This window comes from Arenibaculum pallidiluteum, assembly GCF_017355985.1.
GTDB lineage: Bacteria > Pseudomonadota > Alphaproteobacteria > Azospirillales > Azospirillaceae > Arenibaculum > Arenibaculum pallidiluteum.
Genome location: NZ_JAFIQU010000003.1, coordinates 564,160 through 582,119 on the forward strand (window position 1 = coordinate 564,160; position 17,960 = coordinate 582,119).

At 69.2% G+C, this 17,960-nt stretch carries 19 protein-coding genes and 2 tRNA genes; 11 read left to right on the plus strand and 10 right to left on the minus strand.

The window, feature by feature from the left end; translation table 11 throughout:
* Nucleotides 1-1,107, plus strand: a complete 1,107-nt coding sequence (locus tag JUB13_RS09850) for an amino acid ABC transporter permease (RefSeq protein WP_207478611.1) — start codon at nt 1-3, stop codon at nt 1,105-1,107.
* Nucleotides 1,108-1,120: 13 nt separating this feature from the next.
* Nucleotides 1,121-1,888, plus strand: a complete 768-nt coding sequence (locus tag JUB13_RS09855; protein ID WP_207478612.1) for an amino acid ABC transporter ATP-binding protein — start codon at nt 1,121-1,123, stop codon at nt 1,886-1,888.
* A gap of 24 nt (nt 1,889-1,912) precedes the next feature.
* Here JUB13_RS09855 and JUB13_RS09860 read toward each other — a convergent pair whose 3' ends face one another.
* The 5 genes from JUB13_RS09860 to JUB13_RS09880 form a co-directional block, all read right to left on the minus strand.
* A complete protein-coding gene (locus JUB13_RS09860) occupies nt 1,913-2,527 on the minus strand; it encodes a GNAT family N-acetyltransferase (protein WP_211115504.1) in 615 nt (204 codons plus the stop codon).
* A complete protein-coding gene (sseA, locus tag JUB13_RS09865; RefSeq protein ID WP_207478613.1) occupies nt 2,527-3,393 on the minus strand; it encodes a 3-mercaptopyruvate sulfurtransferase in 867 nt (288 codons plus the stop codon). Before sseA ends, JUB13_RS09860 begins: the two co-directional genes overlap by 1 nt.
* 21 nt (nt 3,394-3,414) lie before the next feature.
* Complete coding sequence (locus JUB13_RS09870; protein ID WP_207478614.1) at nt 3,415-4,119, minus strand: alanyl-tRNA editing protein; 705 nt, start codon at nt 4,117-4,119, stop codon at nt 3,415-3,417.
* Nucleotides 4,116-5,129 (minus strand): cysteine synthase A, encoded by a 1,014-nt coding sequence (locus JUB13_RS09875; protein WP_207478615.1) that lies wholly within the window; start codon nt 5,127-5,129, stop codon nt 4,116-4,118. The genes JUB13_RS09870 and JUB13_RS09875 overlap by 4 nt, the downstream gene beginning before the upstream one ends.
* Before the next feature lie 81 nt (nt 5,130-5,210).
* Nucleotides 5,211-5,834, minus strand: a complete 624-nt coding sequence (locus tag JUB13_RS09880) for an NUDIX domain-containing protein (RefSeq protein WP_207478616.1) — start codon at nt 5,832-5,834, stop codon at nt 5,211-5,213.
* A gap of 107 nt (nt 5,835-5,941) precedes the next feature.
* Here JUB13_RS09880 and JUB13_RS09885 point away from each other — a divergent pair, with 107 nt between their 5' ends.
* Nucleotides 5,942-6,118: a hypothetical protein gene (locus JUB13_RS09885; RefSeq protein WP_207478617.1), complete on the plus strand. Its 177-nt coding sequence runs from the start codon at nt 5,942-5,944 to the stop codon at nt 6,116-6,118.
* Here JUB13_RS09885 and JUB13_RS09890 read toward each other — a convergent pair.
* Both JUB13_RS09890 and JUB13_RS09895 read right to left on the minus strand, forming a co-directional pair.
* Nucleotides 6,112-6,768: an HAD hydrolase-like protein gene (locus tag JUB13_RS09890; RefSeq protein ID WP_207478618.1), complete on the minus strand. Its 657-nt coding sequence runs from the start codon at nt 6,766-6,768 to the stop codon at nt 6,112-6,114. The genes JUB13_RS09885 and JUB13_RS09890 overlap by 7 nt on opposite strands.
* A 58-nt stretch (nt 6,769-6,826) precedes the next feature.
* Nucleotides 6,827-6,902: transfer RNA gene (locus JUB13_RS09895), tRNA-Asn, on the minus strand.
* A 157-nt stretch (nt 6,903-7,059) separates the two neighbouring features.
* Between JUB13_RS09895 and JUB13_RS09900 the strand changes: the two genes are divergently transcribed.
* Nucleotides 7,060-8,043, plus strand: coding sequence for a transglutaminase-like domain-containing protein (locus JUB13_RS09900; RefSeq protein ID WP_207478619.1), 984 nt, complete (start codon nt 7,060-7,062; stop codon nt 8,041-8,043).
* A gap of 58 nt (nt 8,044-8,101) precedes the next feature.
* On the opposite strand, the gene JUB13_RS09905 is transcribed toward JUB13_RS09900, so the two are convergent.
* Nucleotides 8,102-8,175: transfer RNA gene (locus JUB13_RS09905), tRNA-Cys, on the minus strand.
* Between the two features lie 125 nt (nt 8,176-8,300).
* Between JUB13_RS09905 and JUB13_RS09910 the strand changes: the two genes are divergently transcribed.
* The 5 genes from JUB13_RS09910 (at nt 8,301) to JUB13_RS09930 (ending at nt 14,162) form a co-directional block, all read left to right on the plus strand.
* Nucleotides 8,301-8,957, plus strand: a complete 657-nt coding sequence (locus tag JUB13_RS09910; RefSeq protein ID WP_207478620.1) for a protein-L-isoaspartate O-methyltransferase family protein — start codon at nt 8,301-8,303, stop codon at nt 8,955-8,957.
* Nucleotides 8,958-8,998: 41 nt separating this feature from the next.
* Entirely contained in the window at nt 8,999-9,313 is a 315-nt protein-coding gene (locus tag JUB13_RS09915; protein WP_236024834.1) for a rhodanese-like domain-containing protein, read from the plus strand.
* Complete coding sequence (locus JUB13_RS09920) at nt 9,313-10,692, plus strand: TolC family outer membrane protein (RefSeq protein WP_207478622.1); 1,380 nt, start codon at nt 9,313-9,315, stop codon at nt 10,690-10,692. The genes JUB13_RS09915 and JUB13_RS09920 overlap by 1 nt, the downstream gene beginning before the upstream one ends.
* A gap of 277 nt (nt 10,693-10,969) precedes the next feature.
* Nucleotides 10,970-11,404: a DUF2497 domain-containing protein gene (locus JUB13_RS09925; RefSeq protein ID WP_236024863.1), complete on the plus strand. Its 435-nt coding sequence runs from the start codon at nt 10,970-10,972 to the stop codon at nt 11,402-11,404.
* A 94-nt stretch (nt 11,405-11,498) separates the two neighbouring features.
* Nucleotides 11,499-14,162 (plus strand): valine--tRNA ligase, encoded by a 2,664-nt coding sequence (locus JUB13_RS09930; protein WP_207478623.1) that lies wholly within the window; start codon nt 11,499-11,501, stop codon nt 14,160-14,162.
* A gap of 106 nt (nt 14,163-14,268) precedes the next feature.
* On the opposite strand, the gene JUB13_RS09935 is transcribed toward JUB13_RS09930, so the two are convergent.
* Nucleotides 14,269-14,643 (minus strand): RT0821/Lpp0805 family surface protein, encoded by a 375-nt coding sequence (locus JUB13_RS09935; protein ID WP_207478624.1) that lies wholly within the window; start codon nt 14,641-14,643, stop codon nt 14,269-14,271.
* A complete protein-coding gene (locus JUB13_RS09940; protein ID WP_207478625.1) occupies nt 14,634-15,134 on the minus strand; it encodes a hypothetical protein in 501 nt (166 codons plus the stop codon). Before JUB13_RS09940 ends, JUB13_RS09935 begins: the two co-directional genes overlap by 10 nt.
* Nucleotides 15,135-15,372: 238 nt before the next feature.
* Between JUB13_RS09940 and ilvD the strand changes: the two genes are divergently transcribed.
* Together ilvD and JUB13_RS09950 are read left to right on the plus strand one after the other, a co-directional pair.
* Nucleotides 15,373-17,115 carry a dihydroxy-acid dehydratase gene (gene ilvD, locus JUB13_RS09945; protein ID WP_207478626.1) on the plus strand — a complete coding sequence of 581 codons (1,743 nt, stop codon included), beginning with the start codon at nt 15,373-15,375 and terminating at the stop codon, nt 17,113-17,115.
* 21 nt (nt 17,116-17,136) lie between these two features.
* Entirely contained in the window at nt 17,137-17,928 is a 792-nt protein-coding gene (locus tag JUB13_RS09950) for a YdcF family protein (protein WP_207478627.1), read from the plus strand.
* The last annotated feature ends 32 nt before the right edge of the window (nt 17,929-17,960 follow it).

Here is a 17,960-nt window from a genome sequence, read left to right on the forward strand (position 1 = left end):
ATGGCTGAGACCGGTACCGCCCCCGGCGCGACTCCCGTCGCCCGCCCACCCGCGCTCGCCGTCGGCCCGCTGGGCTGGCTGCGCACCAACCTCTTCTCGTCCTGGGGCAACACGCTCCTGACGCTGCTGATCCTGTGGGGTCTCTGGCGCGTGGTCCCGCCGCTCTTCGACTGGCTCGTCACCTCGTCGCTGGTGAACGTGGCGTCGTCGCAGGAATGCCGCGGCGCCGGCGGGGCCTGCTGGGCCTTCGTCGCCGAGAAGTGGCGCTTCATCATCTTCGGCACCTATCCCGCGGACGAGCAGTGGCGCCCGTCCCTCGCGGTGGCGCTCATCATCGGCATGATGCTGTTCTCGACCTGGCGCGGGGCGTGGCGGCCGTGGCTTGGCCTGGTCTGGCTCGGCGGGACGGCAGTCGTGCTGGCGCTGCTCTGGGGCGGCTTCCTCGGCATGACCTATGTCTCGAACGAGCTCTGGGGCGGGCTGCCGCTGACGTTGCTGCTGACAGTGATCGGGCTGGGCGCGGCCTTCCCGCTGGCGGTGCTGCTGGCCCTCGGCCGGCGCTCCGACCTGCCGGCGGTCAAGGCCATCTGCGTGGGATTCATCGAGCTCGTGCGCGGCGTGCCGCTGATCTCGATCCTGTTCATGGCCTCGGTGATGTTTCCGCTGTTCATGCCGGCGGGCGTCACCGTCGACAAGCTGCTGCGCGCGCAGATCGGCCTGATCCTGTTCGCCGCCGCCTATCAGGCGGAGGTCGTGCGCGGCGGCCTGCAGGCGATCCCCAAGGGGCAGTACGAGGCCGCGGACAGCCTGGGCCTGTCCTACTGGCAGAAGATGCGCAAGATCATCCTGCCGCAGGCGCTGGCCCTGGTCATCCCGCCGATGGTCAACACCTTCATCTCGTTCCTGAAGGACACCTCGCTGGTCATCATCATCGGCCTCTTCGACCTGCTCAGCGCCGCCAAGGCGGCGCTGACCGACCCCGCCTGGCGCGGCTTCTACAAGGAGGCCTACCTGTTCGCGGGGCTGATCTACTTCTTCTTCTGCTTCTTCATGTCGCGCTACAGCCAGCGCCTCGAGGTCGAGCTGAACCGCTCGCGCCGGCGCTGAGGGAGACGAACAGATGACGGGCGTTCAGCACCAGGCCCCGGACACCCAGGTGGCCATCGAGCTGCGGGGCGTGAACAAGTGGTACGGCGAGTTCCACGTCCTGCGGAACATCGACCTGACGGTCCATCGCGGCGAGCGGATCGTGATCTGCGGCCCCTCGGGTTCCGGCAAGTCGACCATGATCCGCTGCATCAACCGCCTCGAGGAGCACCAGCAGGGCCGGATCGTCGTGGACGGGGTCGAGCTGACCTCGAACCTGAAGGACATCGACGCGGTGCGCCGCGACGTCGGCATGGTGTTCCAGTCATTCAACCTGTTCCCGCACCTGACCGTGCTTGAGAACTGCACCCTCGCGCCGATCTGGGTGAAGAAGATGCCCAAGGCCGAGGCCGAGCGCGTCGCCATGCGCTACCTGGAGCGCGTGCGCATCCCCGAGCAGGCCAACAAGTATCCGGGCCAGCTCTCGGGCGGGCAGCAGCAGCGCGTCGCGATCGCGCGCTCGCTGTGCATGAGCCCGAAGATCATGCTGTTCGACGAGCCCACCTCCGCGCTCGACCCCGAGATGGTGAAGGAGGTGCTCGACACCATGGTGTCGCTCGCCCAGGAGGGCATGACCATGCTGTGCGTGACGCACGAGATGGGCTTTGCGCGCCAGGTGGCGGACCGGGTGATCTTCATGGACCGCGGCGAGATCGTCGAGCAGGCGCCGCCGCAGGAGTTCTTCGCGAACCCGCGCTCGGAACGGACCCGGCTGTTCCTGTCGCAGATCCTCGGCCACTGAGCCCCGAAGACGCGGGCGGAGCCCTCAGGGCTCCGTCCGCGCCAAGGCGATCTGGGGCGCGGCGCTCCGCGGCATTTGGCCCGTCAGGCGCGGATCCTCGACGAACTCGGTGACCTGGCGGACCGGCATGAAGCCGGCGCGCTGGTACATCGTCAGCGCCTTCGGATGATCGAAGCTGCACGTGTTCACGGTCAGGCGCGTGCACTGGCCGGCCCAGGCGGCGTCCACCGCCCAGTCCAGGAACCAGGGCCCCAGCTTCTGCCCGATGAAGTCGGGGATCAGCCCGAAATAGGCGAGATCGACTGCGGCGCCGCGCCGGTCGAGCTCCGCGAAGCCCGCGGGAACGCCCGCCTTGTAGAGCACGTAGACCTCGACGCGGGGATCCTGCACCGTCGCGGCCACGGCGGCCGCATCCATGCGCCGGCGGTCCGCCCAGAGCCATCTCTCGCCGACGGTGTCGTAGAGGTAGCGGTAGAATGACACGGTGGGGCGCTCGGCCCGCAGCAGCGCCAGCCGCTCCGCCGGCGGCCGGAGCGGACGGACGCGATCCGGCTTCGCGGCCATCTCCAGGAAGGTGACGACCTTGCGGAGCTGCCCCGTGGGGGCGTCGCGCACGATGCGGAGGTCGGGCGGCTGCATCACGTGCGGGCCGGGCCGGTCTCGACCGGTAGGTCCTCCCGAAGGCCCCATTCCGCCCAGGAGCCGTCGTAGACCGCCACATCCTCGCGGCCGAGGAGATGCAGCGCCAGAGCCACGACGGCCGCCGTCACACCGCTGCCGCAGGATGCCACCACCGGGCGCGCGGGATCGATGCCGGCGGCCTCCACGCGGGCGCGCAGCGCCTCCGCAGGAAGGAAGGTCTTGGTGACGGGGTCGAGCAGCTCGGTATAGGGCAGGCTCAGTGCCCCGGGGATATGGCCGGGCCGCCGTCCCGGCCAAATCTCCGGCTCCTCCCCGGTGAAGCGTCCGGACGCACGCGCGTCCACGACCTGCTCGCGCCTGGTTTCGATATTGGCGAGGAGCTGCGCCGCGCTGCGAACCCTGGCCGGCTCGAACCGGGCCGTGAAGCCACGCTCCCGCGGTTGCGCGGGGCCCGCTTCCGTCGGCCGGCCCTCGGCGAGCCATTTCGGCAGCCCGCCATCCAGGACCGCCACGTCGTGATGGCCGAAGACCCGCAGGCTCCACCAAACCCGCGCCGCCGACATCATGCCGTGGCTGTCGTAGACGACGACGCGCACGCCGTCGCCGAGCCCCAGCGCGCCGACGCTCGCGGCGAAGCCCTCGGGCGATGGCAGCATGTGGGGCAGGGGATTCGAGCGATCGCTGATGGCGTCGATGTCGAAGAAGACGGCGCCAGGGATGTGTCGCGCCTCGAACTCGGCGCGGGGATCGCGCTTCATGGCGGGCAGCGTGTAGGTACCGTCGACGATCCGGACCGAGGGATCGTCGAGATGCGCCGCCAGCCATTCGGTGCTCACCAGCGCGTCGGCATTGGCGTAGGGCATGGTGACGTTCTCCTCGGGATCTCAGCTGGCGAAGGCGATGACGATACGCTGGTTCTGGCGCCCCTTGTTCTCGATCTTCACGACCTCGACGCGCCCGATCTCCGCAGTCCGCGCCACATGGGTCCCACCGCAGGGCTGCAGATCCACGCCTTCGATCTCCACCAGCCGGACCCGGCCGCTTCCGGTGGGCGGCTTCACCGACATGGTGCGGACGAGCTCCGGCCGGGAGGCGAGCTCCTCGTCGCTGATCCAGCGCGTGCGGACGGGATGGTCACCGGCCGCGAGCTCGTTGAGCCGCGCCGTGATGGCATCCTTGTCGAGGCTGCCCGGAGGCACGGCGAAATCGAGCCGACTGCGCTCGGCGCCGATCTGCCCGCCCGTCACGCTGCCGGGGACGACGGCGCACAGGAGGTGCAGGCAGGTATGCATGCGCATGTGCGCGCTGCGCCTTGCCCAGTCGATCTCCGCCTCGACCTCGGTGCCGGGGGCGGGAAGGGGGCCGTCACCCGCCGGGAGGTGAAGCACCTCGTCGGGCGCTGCGCCCTTCACGGCCTCGCGGATCGCGAGCTCGCCGCCGGCCCAGCGCAGGGCGCCGGCATCGCCGGGCTGACCGCCGCCGGTGGGATAGAAGACCGTCGCATCGAGACGGATCCCCTCGGGCCCGCTCGACAACACGCGAGCCGTGCACCGCCGGGCGTAGGCATCCTCGCGGAAGATCGGGGTCATCCCGCGCCTCCGTCGAGCCATGTGGGCACCGGCAGCCCCTTCTCACGCAGGAAGTCGGGATTGAAGAGCTTGGACTGGTAGCGCGTCCCGGAATCGCACAGGACCGTCGCGATCCGGTGCCCGGGACCGAGTTCGCGGGCCAGCTTGATGGCAGCCATCACGTTGATGCCGGAAGACCCGCCGAGCACCAGCCCCTCTTCCCGCAGCAACGAGAAGATCAGCGGCAGCGCCTCCTCGTCGGTGACGCGCAGCCAGCCGTCGATCGGCGCGCCTTCGAGGTTCCTGGTGACGCGGCCCTGGCCGATGCCCTCGGTGATGGAATTGCCCTCGGCCTTCAGCTCGCCCTTGTCGTACCAGTTGAAGAGCGCCGAGCCCATCGGATCGGCCAGCACGATCCGGATCGAGGGATCCCGCTCCTTCAGGGCGAGCCCCACGCCCGCGAGCGTCCCGCCCGTCCCGACCGAGCAGGTGAAGGCGTCCAGCCGCCCGCCGGACTGCTCCCAGATCTCGGCGCCGGTGGTGGCACGATGGCCCTCGCGGTTCGCGAGATTGTCGAACTGGTTCGCCCAGATGGCGCCGTTGGGCTCGCTCTCCGCCAGTTCCTGAGCGATGCGCTCGCTGACGCGGACGTAGTTTCCAGGATTTGAATATGGAACCGCGGGCACCAGGCGCAGCTCCGCCCCGCACAGGCGGAGCATGTCCTTCTTCTCCTGGCTCTGGGTCTCCGGCATCACGATGACGGTGCGGTAGCCCAGCGCGTTGGCGACAAGCGCGAGCCCGATGCCCGTATTGCCCGCGGTGCCCTCGACGATGACGCCACCCGGGCGCAGCAGGCCCATTCGCTCCGCATCCCTGACGATCGCCAGCGCCGCACGGTCCTTCACGGATCCGCCGGGGTTCAGGAACTCGGCCTTGCCGAGGATGTCGCAGCCCGTCAGGCGCGACGGGCCTTCGAGCCGGATGAGGGGCGTGCCCCCGATCGCTCCGATGAAACCGTCCCGGAATTCCAAGACTTCCTCCTGCCTGGCGCGTCGGCGCCAACACTTGCCCGGCGCGTCGGCGCCGACACTAGCCGTCCTGCGCCCGAGTGATCAAGGTGCCCCCAGCCACTGCGCCCTCAGCCTCTCCCCGTGCCGCGCGAGCCAGAGAAGGGTGATCAGCGCCGGCGGGTTCTCGATGCGGCCCTCGTCGGCCCAGGCGAGCGCCTCGGCAAGGGGCAGCAGATGCACGCGGATGTCCTCCTGCTCCTCGGCCAAGCCGAAGACGCCACCCGCCCCGGCGCTGTCGATCCGGCCGACGAAGAGCGCGATGGATTCCGTGACCGCGCCCGGGCTGGCCATCACGGTGCAGACCGGCGCGATATCGGTGACCTCGATCCCCGCCTCCTCGACGGCCTCGCGGCGTGCGACCGCCTCCGGAGTCTCGTCCGTATCGATGATGCCGGCGACGATCTCGATCTGCCAGGGCTCGCGCCCGGCGGCATAGGGGCCGATGCGGAACTGCTCGATCAGAACGACCGCGTCCGCTCCGGGATCCCAGAGCAGCACTGCCGCCGCATGGCCGCGCTCCAGCAGCTCGCGGTCGACCTCGCCAGTCCAGCCGCCGTCGAATCGGCGATGGCGCAGCCGGTAGCGGTCGACGCGGAAGTAGCCTTGGTGCAGGGGTTCCTTCGCGATCAGCTCCACGTCGTTGCGCGTCAGTCGTCGTCCGGTCATCGGGGATCCTGGCTGTTCGGGTCGGCATCGGGTCCTCAACAGGCCCGAAGCCGCAACAATCGGCGTGAGGGCGAGTTTACGAGGGAGGCAGCAGACGAGGAAGCCGGATGCCGATCAACAGTCCCGACGAGCTGGCGAAGGCCGTGCAGGAGTTCCAGCGGTTGCGGGATGCGCCGCCGGACAGTCCCGATGCCGCACGACGAGATGCGGTGGACGCCGAGATCAAGACCTACTACGCCCAGCATGCGGCCGATCTCGAGAAGGGCGGCAGCCCGCGCTACTGACCGGCCGCCGCGCGCTCTCCGCCCACCAGGGCCTGGGTGATCTCGGCGACCTGCTCGAAGACGAGATCGGGGTGGAGGCTACGCAGCAGCTCCGGCGCTGCGTAGCCCCAGCACACCGCTCCAGCGGCGAGCCCCGTGCGCCGCGCCGCGTGAATGTCCCGGGCTTCGTCGCCAATCGCGATCGCATCGGTGGAGGGCATGCGACTGCGCCGCAGTACGCGGGCGAACTTGGCGGCCTTTCCGAACAGGGCGGCGCGGCTCTCGTAGAAGGAGATCAGATCGGCCGTTCGCGGACCGAGAACGCGCCGGATCGTCGCCTCGGCATTGGAGCTGACGATTGCCAGCACGATGCCGTTCTCCGACAGGCGCCTCAGCATCTCCTCGACACCGGGGAAGAGAGGCGTCTCGTTCGCGCGCTCCGCGGCGAGGTCGCGTATGTAGGCGGCGATCAGAGGGATTTTCCAGAACGGCACGCCGAGATAGCGGACGATCGCGCGGTTGTCCTGCCCGCGCAGCATCGCGATCTCCGCGGGACCCACGCGCCGGAACCCGAAGCGCTGCGCGGCCCCGTCCAAGGCATGAATCATCCAGGGCAGGCTGTCCGCAAGTGTACCGTCGAAGTCGAAGACGGCAAGGCGGTAGCGGAGCATGTCGGAGCCCTGAAAACGGAACTCCCCCGGAGGCGGCGCCTCCGGGGGAGTTCTCGATTGGCTCCCGGTGCTGGACTCGAACCAGCGACACGCGGATTAACAGTCCGCTGCTCTACCAGCTGAGCTAACCGGGATCAGCGGTGAGGGCCCCTAAGTAGCGACCCACCACCGGCGCGTCAACAGCCGAGTGTTCGTCTGAGGCTGTCCTTTCGGTCGCGTTACCGCCGTTGCGGGTGGTGCCCCGCGGCGCGGCCGGAGCTAGCGTCGGTTTCGATGCGGGATGGTGAAGGCATGGCGCACTTGAGCTGGACGGGGATCGGGGGAGCATTGCGCGGAGTGCGGGGGCGTCTGCTGGTTCTGCTGAGCTTGCTCCTGCTGCTCGCCGCCGGGGAGAACCTGCGCCTTCTGGCGATGCGTGACGGCGTGCACGGCAGCTTTTCCGAGCCGGCGGCCATCAACGACCCGCGTGCCGTCCTCCGCTATGTGCCCGTGCATCGCGCCGAGGAAATGGAGGAAGTCCGGCGCGCCGTCGCGCCCCAGGCCGGCATCACCCAGGCCGATCCCGCCCTGGCGCGGCTCGAAAAGCTCTTCGTCTACCTGCTCGATCGGACGCGCGCCGCCCGCGGCCTGCCTTCGCCGCGCATGGCGTCCGCCTCGCCGCTTGAGCAGTTCCGTCTGGGCGAGCGCGGCGAGGACCGGCTCTGGTGCGCGAACTACGCCATGGTGCTGGCGCTCTTCCTGAACGCGGCGGACGTCCCGGCACGAGTCGTGATGGTGCGCACCGAGGACCGTGGGGAGGCGCTGGAGCACAGCTTCGTAGAGGCATGGATCCCCGAACACGGCGGCTGGGTCTTTACCGATCCCCAGTCGGACAAGCTGTGGGTCCGGAACGCGGACGGCCGCCTGCTCGATTCCCTGTCGGTCTTCGCGCTGCTTCAGGCCGGCCGGGTTGCTGATCTGGACGCGACCGTCTATGCGGACGGCGCTCTCGCCGTCCTTCCCTTCGCCGCCGTGAACGGCTCCGAGCGAACCTACTTCACGCAGCAGAGCTTCTTCGAATACCGCATCGCGCCGCGGCATCTCGGCTTCACCCCGGTCGAGCGCCTGCGTCGCTGGGTTCTGGACGAACGCGTCTACTACGCACTGGTCGACCCAGCCATTCCCATGGCGCGCAAGGAGTTCGCACTGGCCGCGCTGCCGGTCCTGCTGCTGGCTTGGCTGGTGACCGCCACCCTGTGCCTGCGCGGCACGCCGCGGCGGACCGCTGCCGCCTGAGCCGGAAAAGAAAAGGCCCGCCAAGGGTTTGGCGGGCCTTTTCGAAATCGTCGGTCCCTGGAGGCACGGCCGGGAATCGAACCCGGGTTCACGGATTTGCAGTCCGTTGCATCACCACTCTGCCACCGCGCCGCGGGACGAGGCGTGACGTATAGACTGCCGTGATCCAGGCGGTCAAGCCGGCGCGCTCCGGTTGTTTTCGTTGAAACAGCCGGATATATACGCACTGGCCCTCCGGACAACCGAAGCAAACCCCGATGCCAGACTACGCAGCCGCCCGCTTCCACATGGTCGAGGGGCAGATTCGTACGAACAAGGTCACCGACGAGGCGCTCGTCGAGGCTCTGAGGTCCACGCCGCGGGAGGCCTTCGTGCCGAAGGCGTTCCGAGGGATCGCCTATGTGGACGAGGGTATCCAGATCGCCCCGGGCCGGTTCCTGATGGAACCGATGCTGCAGGCCTGGCTTCTGGAGGCGGCGCAGGTCCGGAGCACGGATGTCGTCCTCGACATCGGCTGCGGCACCGGCTACTCGACCGCACTGCTGGCGCGGCTCGCGGCCACCGTGGTGGCGCTGGAGAGCGATCCCGCCCTGGCGGCCCAGGCGAGCGCCGTTCTCGGCGAGCTCGGGATCGACAATGCGGCGGTTGTCCAGGGACCGCTCGTCGAGGGCTATCCTCGGCAGGCTCCCTACGACCTGATCGTGATCGAGGGCGCCGTCGCGGAGGTGCCGCAGGCGATTCTCGACCAGGTCGCCGAGGGTGGTCGCCTGGTGGCCGTGGTGGCGCCGGATGGACGGATCGGCCGCGTGCGGCTCTTCCGCAAGCTCGGCGGCGTGGTCTCCAGCATCGTGATCGCCGATGGGGGCACCCCAATGCTTCCCGGCTTCGAGCCGAAGCCGGCCTTCGAGTTCTGAGATAGCCGGAGCCCGGCGCGATGCACGACCCAGCCATGCCCATGGAGATCGAGGTCGAGGATCTGCGTGATCTTTTGCAGGGCGGCCGTGACGTCGCGGTGCTGGACGTCCGGGAACCCTGGGAGCTGGATATCTGCCGACTGCCCGACAGCTTGGACATCCCGCTGTCGGTTTTGACCGAACGGACCGATGCGCTGCCGCGCGACAGGACCCTGGTGGTCGTGTGCCATCATGGTGCGCGCAGCGCCCATGCGACCGCTTGGCTGCGCAGGAACGGATTTGAAAACGCCGTCAATCTCGGCGGCGGCATCGATGCCTGGGCTCGTCGCGTTGACCCGAACATGAGGACATACTGATGACGTACCGCCCGCGCCTCCGCTCCATCCGCGGCGCGCTGCTCCTTGGAAGCGCCTTCGCCGCGCTGGTGTTGTCGGGTCCCGCCGACGCGCAGACGCTCGAGGCCGCCCTGGCGCGCGCCTACCAGACGAACCCGACGCTCGATGCGCAGCGCGCGCAGCTCCGCGCCACGGACGAGCTGGTGCCCCAGGCCTTGTCCGGCTACCGGCCGACCATCGATGCGACGGGATCGATCGGACGCCAGCGCACGGACGCCGAACTCGACGACACGAGCCGGACCGCCAACAGCACGCCGCGCAGCGCGGGCATCGAGCTGAACCAGCCGCTCTACCGCGGCGGGCAAACCGAGGCGAGCCTGCGCAGCGCCGAGGCGCGCGTGCAGGCCCAGCGCGCGAACCTGCTGTCGACCGAGCAGGACGTGCTCCTGACGGCAGCATCCGCCTATCTCGACGTGGTGCGCGACCAGTCGGTTCTTGAGCTGAACAGGAACAACGAGACGGTCCTTCGTCGCCAGCTCGATGCCTCGCGCGACCGCTTCAACGTCGGCGAGATCACGCGGACCGACGTGAGTCAGGCCGAGGCGCGCCTGGCCCGCGCCAGCTCGGACCGAATCCAGGCTGAGGGACAGCTTCGCGCGAGCCGGGCGGCCTACCAGCGGGCCATCGGCGAGCTGCCGGGCGTGCTGACGGCGCCGCGGCCGCGCTTCCAGCTGCCGGCGACGCTGGACGAGGTGATCGCCCTGTCGCAGAGCAACAACCCCGCGGTGGCCGCCGCGGAGTATGGCGAGCTGGCGGCCAATGCGAGCGTCGACCAGATCGAGAGCGAGGGGAACCCGCAGGTCGGACTGAGCGCCGGCTTCAGCCGGAACTACGACACGTCGAGCTTCGATCGCGCCGACACGACCAGCATCACGGCCAACCTGCGCATCCCGCTCTATTCGGCTGGGCTGCTGTCCGCCCGCGTGCGCGAGGCCAAGCATTCCGCCAACCAGGCCCGCATCCAGATCGAAGGGGCGCGGCGCCAGGTCGTCGAGAACGCAATCCGCGCCTGGGAGGCCCTGACCACGGCGCGTGCCGCCATCGAGTCTCGCCGCTCGCAGGTCCGTGCGGCGGAGATCGCGCTGGAAGGCGTCCGCCAGGAGGCGCAGGTCGGTTCGCGCACGACGCTCGACACGCTGAACGCCGAGCAGGAGCTGCTGGACGCGCGCGTGACCCTGGTCTCGGCCGAGCGCGACGAAACGGTAGCCGCGTTCCAGGTGCTCGCGGCGACGGGCCAGTTGAACGCGCGGCAGCTGACCCTGCCGGTCGAGTATTACAATTTCGATAATCACTACCGCGAAGTCCGCGGGAAGTGGTGGGGCACCGACATCCGGAAGTGATCTCTGAAGGCCCGCTTCGGCGGGCCGCTCCTTTTTGTGGCATTTCGAGCCGCCGTGCCCTAGGCTCCGAGCGGTCGGCTCCCGGGAACGCGGTTCGATGAGCGATTTGAAATCCCAGCAAGAACCTTCGATGGAGGAGATTCTCGCCTCCATCCGCCGGATCATTTCGGAAGATAACGAATCAGCTCCTGCGCCGTCGGCTCCGGAACCCGCGGCGCCCGAACCTCCCAGGGCCGCCGCTCCTCCTCCTCCGCCACCGCCGGCGCCGCCGCCCGCGATGGACGACGACGTCCTGGAGCTGACCCAAATGGTCCAGGACGACGGTTCCGTCGTCCCCGTGGAGGACGAGCAGGACGACTGGAGCGCCCCTGAGGATCCGGAGCCCGAGCCGGAGCCAGAGCCCGAACCTGAGCCACGTCCCTTCGCGGTTCGCCGGCCACGGGACTTGCCGCGCATGGAGCCGGAAACCGACGACCGCATTGTCTCCGAGCCCTCCGAGGCGCTTGCTTCGGCAGCCTTTGCGCAGCTGGCCGGCACGATCGGCGCCTCGGGCGTGGCGCTCTATGCCGGCGGCCCCACGCTCGAGAGCATCGTCAAGGAGCTGCTGCGCCCGATGCTGCGCGACTGGCTCGACGACAACCTGCCGCCCATGGTGGAGCGCCTGGTGCAGCGGGAAATCGAACGGATGGTACGCCGCGCCCAAGGCGGCTGACCCGGCTTTTTCGGCTCGGCCGCCGCCTCCCGTGGGGCGGCGGCCTTTTGCCGTCCGCATTCAACCCATCGCGACCTGAAGACGAAGGCTCCGCATGCTGGACAAGACCTACGACCCCGCCGAGATCGAAGCGAAGCACTACGAGGCCTGGGAGGCCAAGGGCGTCTTCGCCTCGCAGGTCGACAGCAATGCCAAGCCCTACACGATCATGATGCCGCCGCCCAATGTCACGGGCAGCCTGCATATGGGCCACGCCCTGACCTTCACCTTGCAGGACGCACTGATCCGATACCACCGTATGCGCGGCTACGACGCCCTGTGGCAGCCCGGCACCGACCACGCCGGCATCGCGACCCAAATGGTCGTCGAGCGCAACCTGGCGCAGGACGGTCGGACGCGGCACGACCTCGGCCGGCCCGCCTTCATTGACAAGGTCTGGGAGTGGAAAGCCGAATCCGGCGGAACCATCACGCGTCAGCTGCGCCGGCTCGGCGCGTCGCCGGATTGGAGCCGCGAGCGGTTCACCATGGACGAGGGGCTCTCCCGCGCCGTGGTCGAGGTGTTCGTGACGCTCCACAAGCAGGGGCTTCTCTACCGGGACAAGCGCCTGGTGAACTGGGATCCCAAGCTCCACACCGCCATTTCGGACCTGGAGGTGGAATCCAGGGAGGTCAAGGGCAACCTCTGGCATTTCCGGTATCCGCTGTCCGACGACGCCGAGCGCTACGTGGTGGTGGCGACCACGCGCCCGGAGACCATGCTGGGCGACACCGCCGTCGCCGTTCATCCCGAGGACGAGCGCTACCGCGACCTGATCGGCCGCAAGGTGCGCCTGCCGCTGGTCGGACGGGAGATCCCGATCGTCGCGGACGAGTATGCCGACCCCGAGACCGGAACCGGCGCCGTGAAGATCACGCCGGCCCACGACTTCAACGATTTCGAGGTCGGCCGGCGGCACGGCCTGGCCATGATCAACGTCTTCGACCGCGATGCGCGCATCGGCGGCGAGGCGCCGGTCGCCTATCACGGGCTCGACCGGTACGAGGCCCGCAAGCGCATCGTGGCCGAGATCGAGGCGTTCGGCCTCCTCGAGAAGGTCGAGCCGCACACGCACATGCTGCCCCACGGGGACCGGTCCGGCGTCGTGATCGAGCCCTGGCTGACCGACCAGTGGTATGTGGACGCCGCAACGCTGGCCAAGCCGGCCATCGAGGCGGTGGAGCAGGGGCGGACCCGCTTCGTCCCGCGCCAGTGGGAGAACACCTATTTCGAGTGGATGCGCAACATCCAGCCCTGGTGCGTCAGCCGCCAGATCTGGTGGGGCCACCAGATTCCCGCCTGGTACGGCCCCGACGGCCATGTCTTCGTGGAGCGCAGCGAGGCCGAGGCGGAGGCGGCGGCGCGGGCCCACTACGGCCATGACGCGAAGCTGACGCGCGATCCCGACGTGCTCGACACGTGGTTCTCGTCGGCGCTCTGGCCGTTCTCGACCCTGGGCTGGCCGGACAGGACGCCAGAGCTCGCCCGCTACTATCCCACGGACGTCCTCGTCACTGGATTTGACATCATCTTCTTCTGGGTCGCCCGGATGATGATGATGGGCATCCACTTCATGGGCGAGGTGCCCTTCCGCGACGTCTACATCCACGCCCTGGTCCGCGACGAGCGCGGACAGAAGATGTCGAAGTCCAAGGGCAACGTGATCGACCCGCTGGACCTGATCAAGGACTACGGCACGGATGCCCTGCGCTTCACCCTCTGCGCCATGGCGGCGCAGGGGCGCGACATCAAGCTCGCGGTCGGGCGCGTCGAGGGCTACCGGAATTTCGCGACGAAGCTCTGGAACGCCGCGCGCTATGGCCAGATGAACGGCTGCGCGCCAGTGCCGGGCTTCGATCCCGCGGCGGTGAGCCATCGCACGAACCGCTGGATCGTGGGTGCGCTGGCGCAGACGGCGGCCCGCGCCGCAGAAGCGCTGGACGGCTACCGGTTCAATGAGGCTGCCGGAGCCCTCTATCAGTTCACCTGGGGCACCTACTGCGACTGGTACCTGGAGTTCACCAAGCCGATCCTGAACGGCTCCGACGAGGCCGCGAAAGCCGAGACGCGCGCCACGACAGCCTGGGTCCTCGACCAGATCCTGCACCTGCTGCACCCCGTGATGCCGTTCATCACCGAGGAGCTCTGGGAACGGCTGGGCGCCGATGCCGGCGTCGCGCGCCCGCAGCCGCTCATCGCGGAGCCGTGGCCGGCGCTGGAGGTATCGCTGGTGGATCCTGAGGCCGAGGCCGAGATGGACTGGGTGGTCCGGCTGATCTCGACGGTCCGGACCGTGCGATCCGAGATGAACGTCCCGGCAGGGGCTCAGATCCCGGTGATGCTGCGAGATGCGTCGCCCGCGACGCTTCGGCGGCTCGAAGCCCATCGCGGCGTGATCACGCGGATGGCGCGCCTCGCTTCCATCGAGGTCCTGTCGGGCCCTGCTCCCAAGGGCTCGGTGCAGGTGGTGCTGGATGAGGCGGCCCTGGTCCTGCCGCTGGCCGAGTTCGTCGACATCCAGGCCGAGCGGCAGCGCCTTGCCAAGGAGATCGAGAAGCTCTCGGGCGAGGTGGCAAAGATCGACCAGAAGCTGAACAATCCCAGCTTCGTGCAGCGCGCTCCCGAGGAAGTGGTCGAGGAGCAGCGTGAGCGCCGCGCCGATGCCGAGGCGGCGCGGAGCCGCTATGCCGAGGCGCTGGCCCGCCTGCAGGACGCCTGACGCGTCCGAAAGCCGTGCGGTGCAGGGTATTCCAGACCTGCACCGCACTCTTTTTTACCAAGGGCTTGCGCTGAAATCCTGAGAGAGCGGGTCGGGTTTTCGCGGCTCAGGCCTTCGGGCGAAGCCAGCGGCCGGCGTCGGTGCGGCAGCGAAGATCGGTGAACCGGTCGGTGCGTCCGGCGGCATTCACCTCTTCCGTGAACTCGCGGCAGTAACTGCCTCCGTCGGCGCGGAAACTGCGCGTTGGCGTGATCTTCCCCTCGGCACCGCCGTCTGGGCTCCGCCATTCCAGCGTCCTGCCGCTTGCCAGCGAATCCAGCGCCTGCTGCCTTGCCGCGGCGGCGAGAACCTGCTCGCGCGTTCCGAGCGTCGCGTATGGACCGGTCTCCGCGACCGGGTCCGATGGCGCCTGGGACGCGCAGCCCGCCACAAGAAGGCACAGCAGCATCGACGAACACCAGGGTCGCAGGATCATCGCCATCTCCTCCCGATCAGGACGGCCTCTTCGCCAGAGTCGAGTTCACGAACCAGCGCCGGCGCGCTGGGCTGGTCCCCGATGGGATCGTCGACCCAGCACCAGCCGCGCTGCTCGATGCCGGGCGCCGTTGCCAGGGCGGACCACATGGTCACGATCGGCGGGGCCGACCGAGGCGGAAGGTCATCCGGCGTCCCAAGAACGGTCAGGCGTCCCTTCGCGGCACGGCCGACCGCGCCGGGATCGCCGCGGTCGAAATCCGCCTTCTCCGCTGCTGGGACAGCCGGCTTCCAGCCGGGACGCACCATGCTTACGCCGACGCCCGATTGCCCGGGGACATCACCGGTCCCGGCCGCGCCCCGGTCGGCGACCTGCACCGGCAGGTCCAGTGGTCCGCCGTCGTGCGAACCGGCTCCGGCACCCTGCGCGGCGGCGCTCATGACGATCATCACCAGGGCGGTTGCGGAAACGGGTGGGGCAAGGATGGACGGCCGCATGGGAAGGACTCCGTCACGGTCGGGGGCGGCAGGGACCGAGAACCTTCGGATAGAACACCCGATCCCCCGTCGCGTGCATCCCCCGAACCGTGGCGCCTCGAAAGAGGGACCACCGCCGGGGAGGCCCCTACGCCGGTTGCGCCGGGATCGCTGCGGGTGGCAGCCTCCCGAAGCGGAGGCTATCCTGCGGGCAGCAGCGCCGCGGTCCCGCGGGGCAGGCACACGGAAGGAACCGCTCATGGCCGACGGTGATCGCGATTCGCGGAAATCCTGGGACAAGTCGCGGCTGCCCAGCCGCCACGTCTCCGTCGGGCCGGAAAGGGCCCCGCACCGCTCCTACTACTACGCCATGGGCATGACGGCTGAGGAGATCGCGCAACCCTTCGTGGGCGTCGCGACGTGCTGGAACGAGGCCGCGCCCTGCAACATCGCCCTGAACCGCCAAGCCCAGGCCGTGAAGGTCGGAGTCAAGGAGGCTGGCGGCACTCCGCGCGAGTTCACCACGATCACCGTCACGGACGGCATTGCCATGGGCCACCAAGGCATGAAGTCGTCCCTCGTGAGCCGCGAGGTGATCACCGACTCGGTCGAGCTGACCATGCGCGGCCACTGCTACGACGCCATGGTCTGCCTGGCCGGCTGCGACAAGTCGCTACCCGGCATGATGATGGCTATGCTTCGCCTGAACGTGCCTTCGGTCTTCATGTACGGAGGATCGATCCTGCCCGGCTGCTTCCGCGGCAGGGACGTGACGGTCCAGGACGTCTTCGAAGCCGTCGGCGCGCACAGCGCCGGGCGGATGGGCGACGCCGACCTGGAGGAGCTGGAGCGGGTGGCTTGTCCCTCGGCAGGATCCTGCGGAGGGCAGTTCACGGCGAACACCATGGCCTGCGTCTCCGAGGCGATCGGCTTGGCCCTTCCGAACTCGGCGGGCGCGCCGGCTCCCTACGAGAGCCGGGATGCCTACGGGCAGGCCTCCGGCCGGGCGGTCATGGAGCTGGTCCGCCGAAACCTGCGTCCGCGCGACATCGTCACGCTGAAGGCGTTGGAGAACGCGGCCACCGTGGTCGCGGCGTCGGGCGGGTCGACGAACGCGGCGCTGCATCTTCCAGCCATGGCGCATGAATGCGGGATCCCGTTCGACATCCACGATGTCGGTCGGATCTTCGAGCGTACGCCTTACATCGCGGACCTGAAGCCCGGCGGGCGCTACGTCGCGAAGGACCTTTACGAGATCGGCGGCGTTCCCGTGCTGATGCGGGCGCTGCTGGACGGCGGTTTCCTGCACGGCGACTGCCTGACCGTGACGGGGCGCACCATTGCCGAGAACCTGGAGGGGATCGTCGTCCCGGCGGACCAGGACGTCGTGCGTCCAACCTCGGAGCCCCTGTCCCCGACCGGAGGGGTCGTGGTGCTGCGCGGGAACTTGGCCTCGCAGGGCGCCGTCGTGAAGGTCGCCGGCATGAAGAATCTACGGTTCCGGGGGCCGGCGCGCTGCTTCGACAGCGAGGAGGCCGCGTTCGCGGCCGTGGAGCGCCGCGACTACCGCGAGGGCGAGGTGCTGGTGATCCGCTACGAGGGGCCCCGCGGCGGACCCGGCATGCGCGAGATGCTGGCGACCACCTCGGCACTCTACGGTCAGGGAATGGGGGACAAGGTCGCGCTGATCACCGACGGCCGGTTCTCCGGCGCGACGAGAGGCTTCTGCATCGGGCATGTCGGGCCGGAGGCGGCGGTCGGCGGCCCGATCGGGCTGCTCCAGGACGGCGACACGATCGCGATCGATGCCGTGGCCGGAACGATCTCGGTCGAGCTCGCGGACGAGGAACTGGCTCGCCGCCGCGCGGCCTGGCAGCCGCGGCGCCACGACTTCCAGTCCGGCACCCTCTGGAAATACGCCCAGCTCGTGGGCGATGCCGAGAAGGGCGCCGTCACCCATCCCGGGGCCGCCGCCGAGACGCACGTCTACGCCGACATCTGACCGGGACGGCCCGCGGGCGCCATGGCCTTCCTCGCCTCGAAGATCCTCTGGACACTGGCCCAGCCGGGAAACCTCCTGCTCGCCGCACTGGTATCCGGAATTCTGCTGTCCGCGCTGGGAGGAGGGGCGCGCCGCTGGGGCCGCGTCCTCTCGACGGCGGCCGCGCTCGGCCTCATAGGCGCGACCTTCCTGCCGCTCGGAAGCTGGGCGCTGCAACCGCTCGAAAGACGCTTCCCGCAGCCGCAGGCGCCGGAGCGGCTGGACGGAATCCTGCTGCTCGGCGGCATGGTCGACCAGTTCCTGACCGCGGCGCACGGGCAGCCGGCCCTGACCGACGCGGCCGAGCGGCTGGTGGAGTTCAGCGACCTCGCCCGACGGCATCCCGAGGCACGGCTCGTGATCGCGGGCGGATCGGGCTACCTGCGCGGCCAGGAGCTGAAGGAAGGGCCCGTGATCGCGGAGGCGCTGCGACGCATGGGCTTCGCCGTCGAGCGGATCGCCTTCGAGACGGAGTCGCGGAACACCCACGAAAATATCCGCAACGCCTTCGCCATTGCCCGGCCGCAGCCCGGAGAGCGCTGGGCATTGGTGACTTCGGCCTTCCACATGCCGCGGGCGGTCGGCATTGCCCGGGTGCTGGGCTGGCCGGTGATACCCTGGCCGGTCGACTATCGTACCGGCGGAATGGACGGGTTCGGACCGGCATCGCTGTCCGGCGGCCTCCGCCGCCTGGATATGGCGGCGCGGGAGTGGTGCGGCCTCGCCGGCTATCGCATGCTCGGTTGGACCAATGCCCTCTTTCCCGCCCCGTGACAAAGCTGAATTGGTTAATCCGGCGTGTTGAA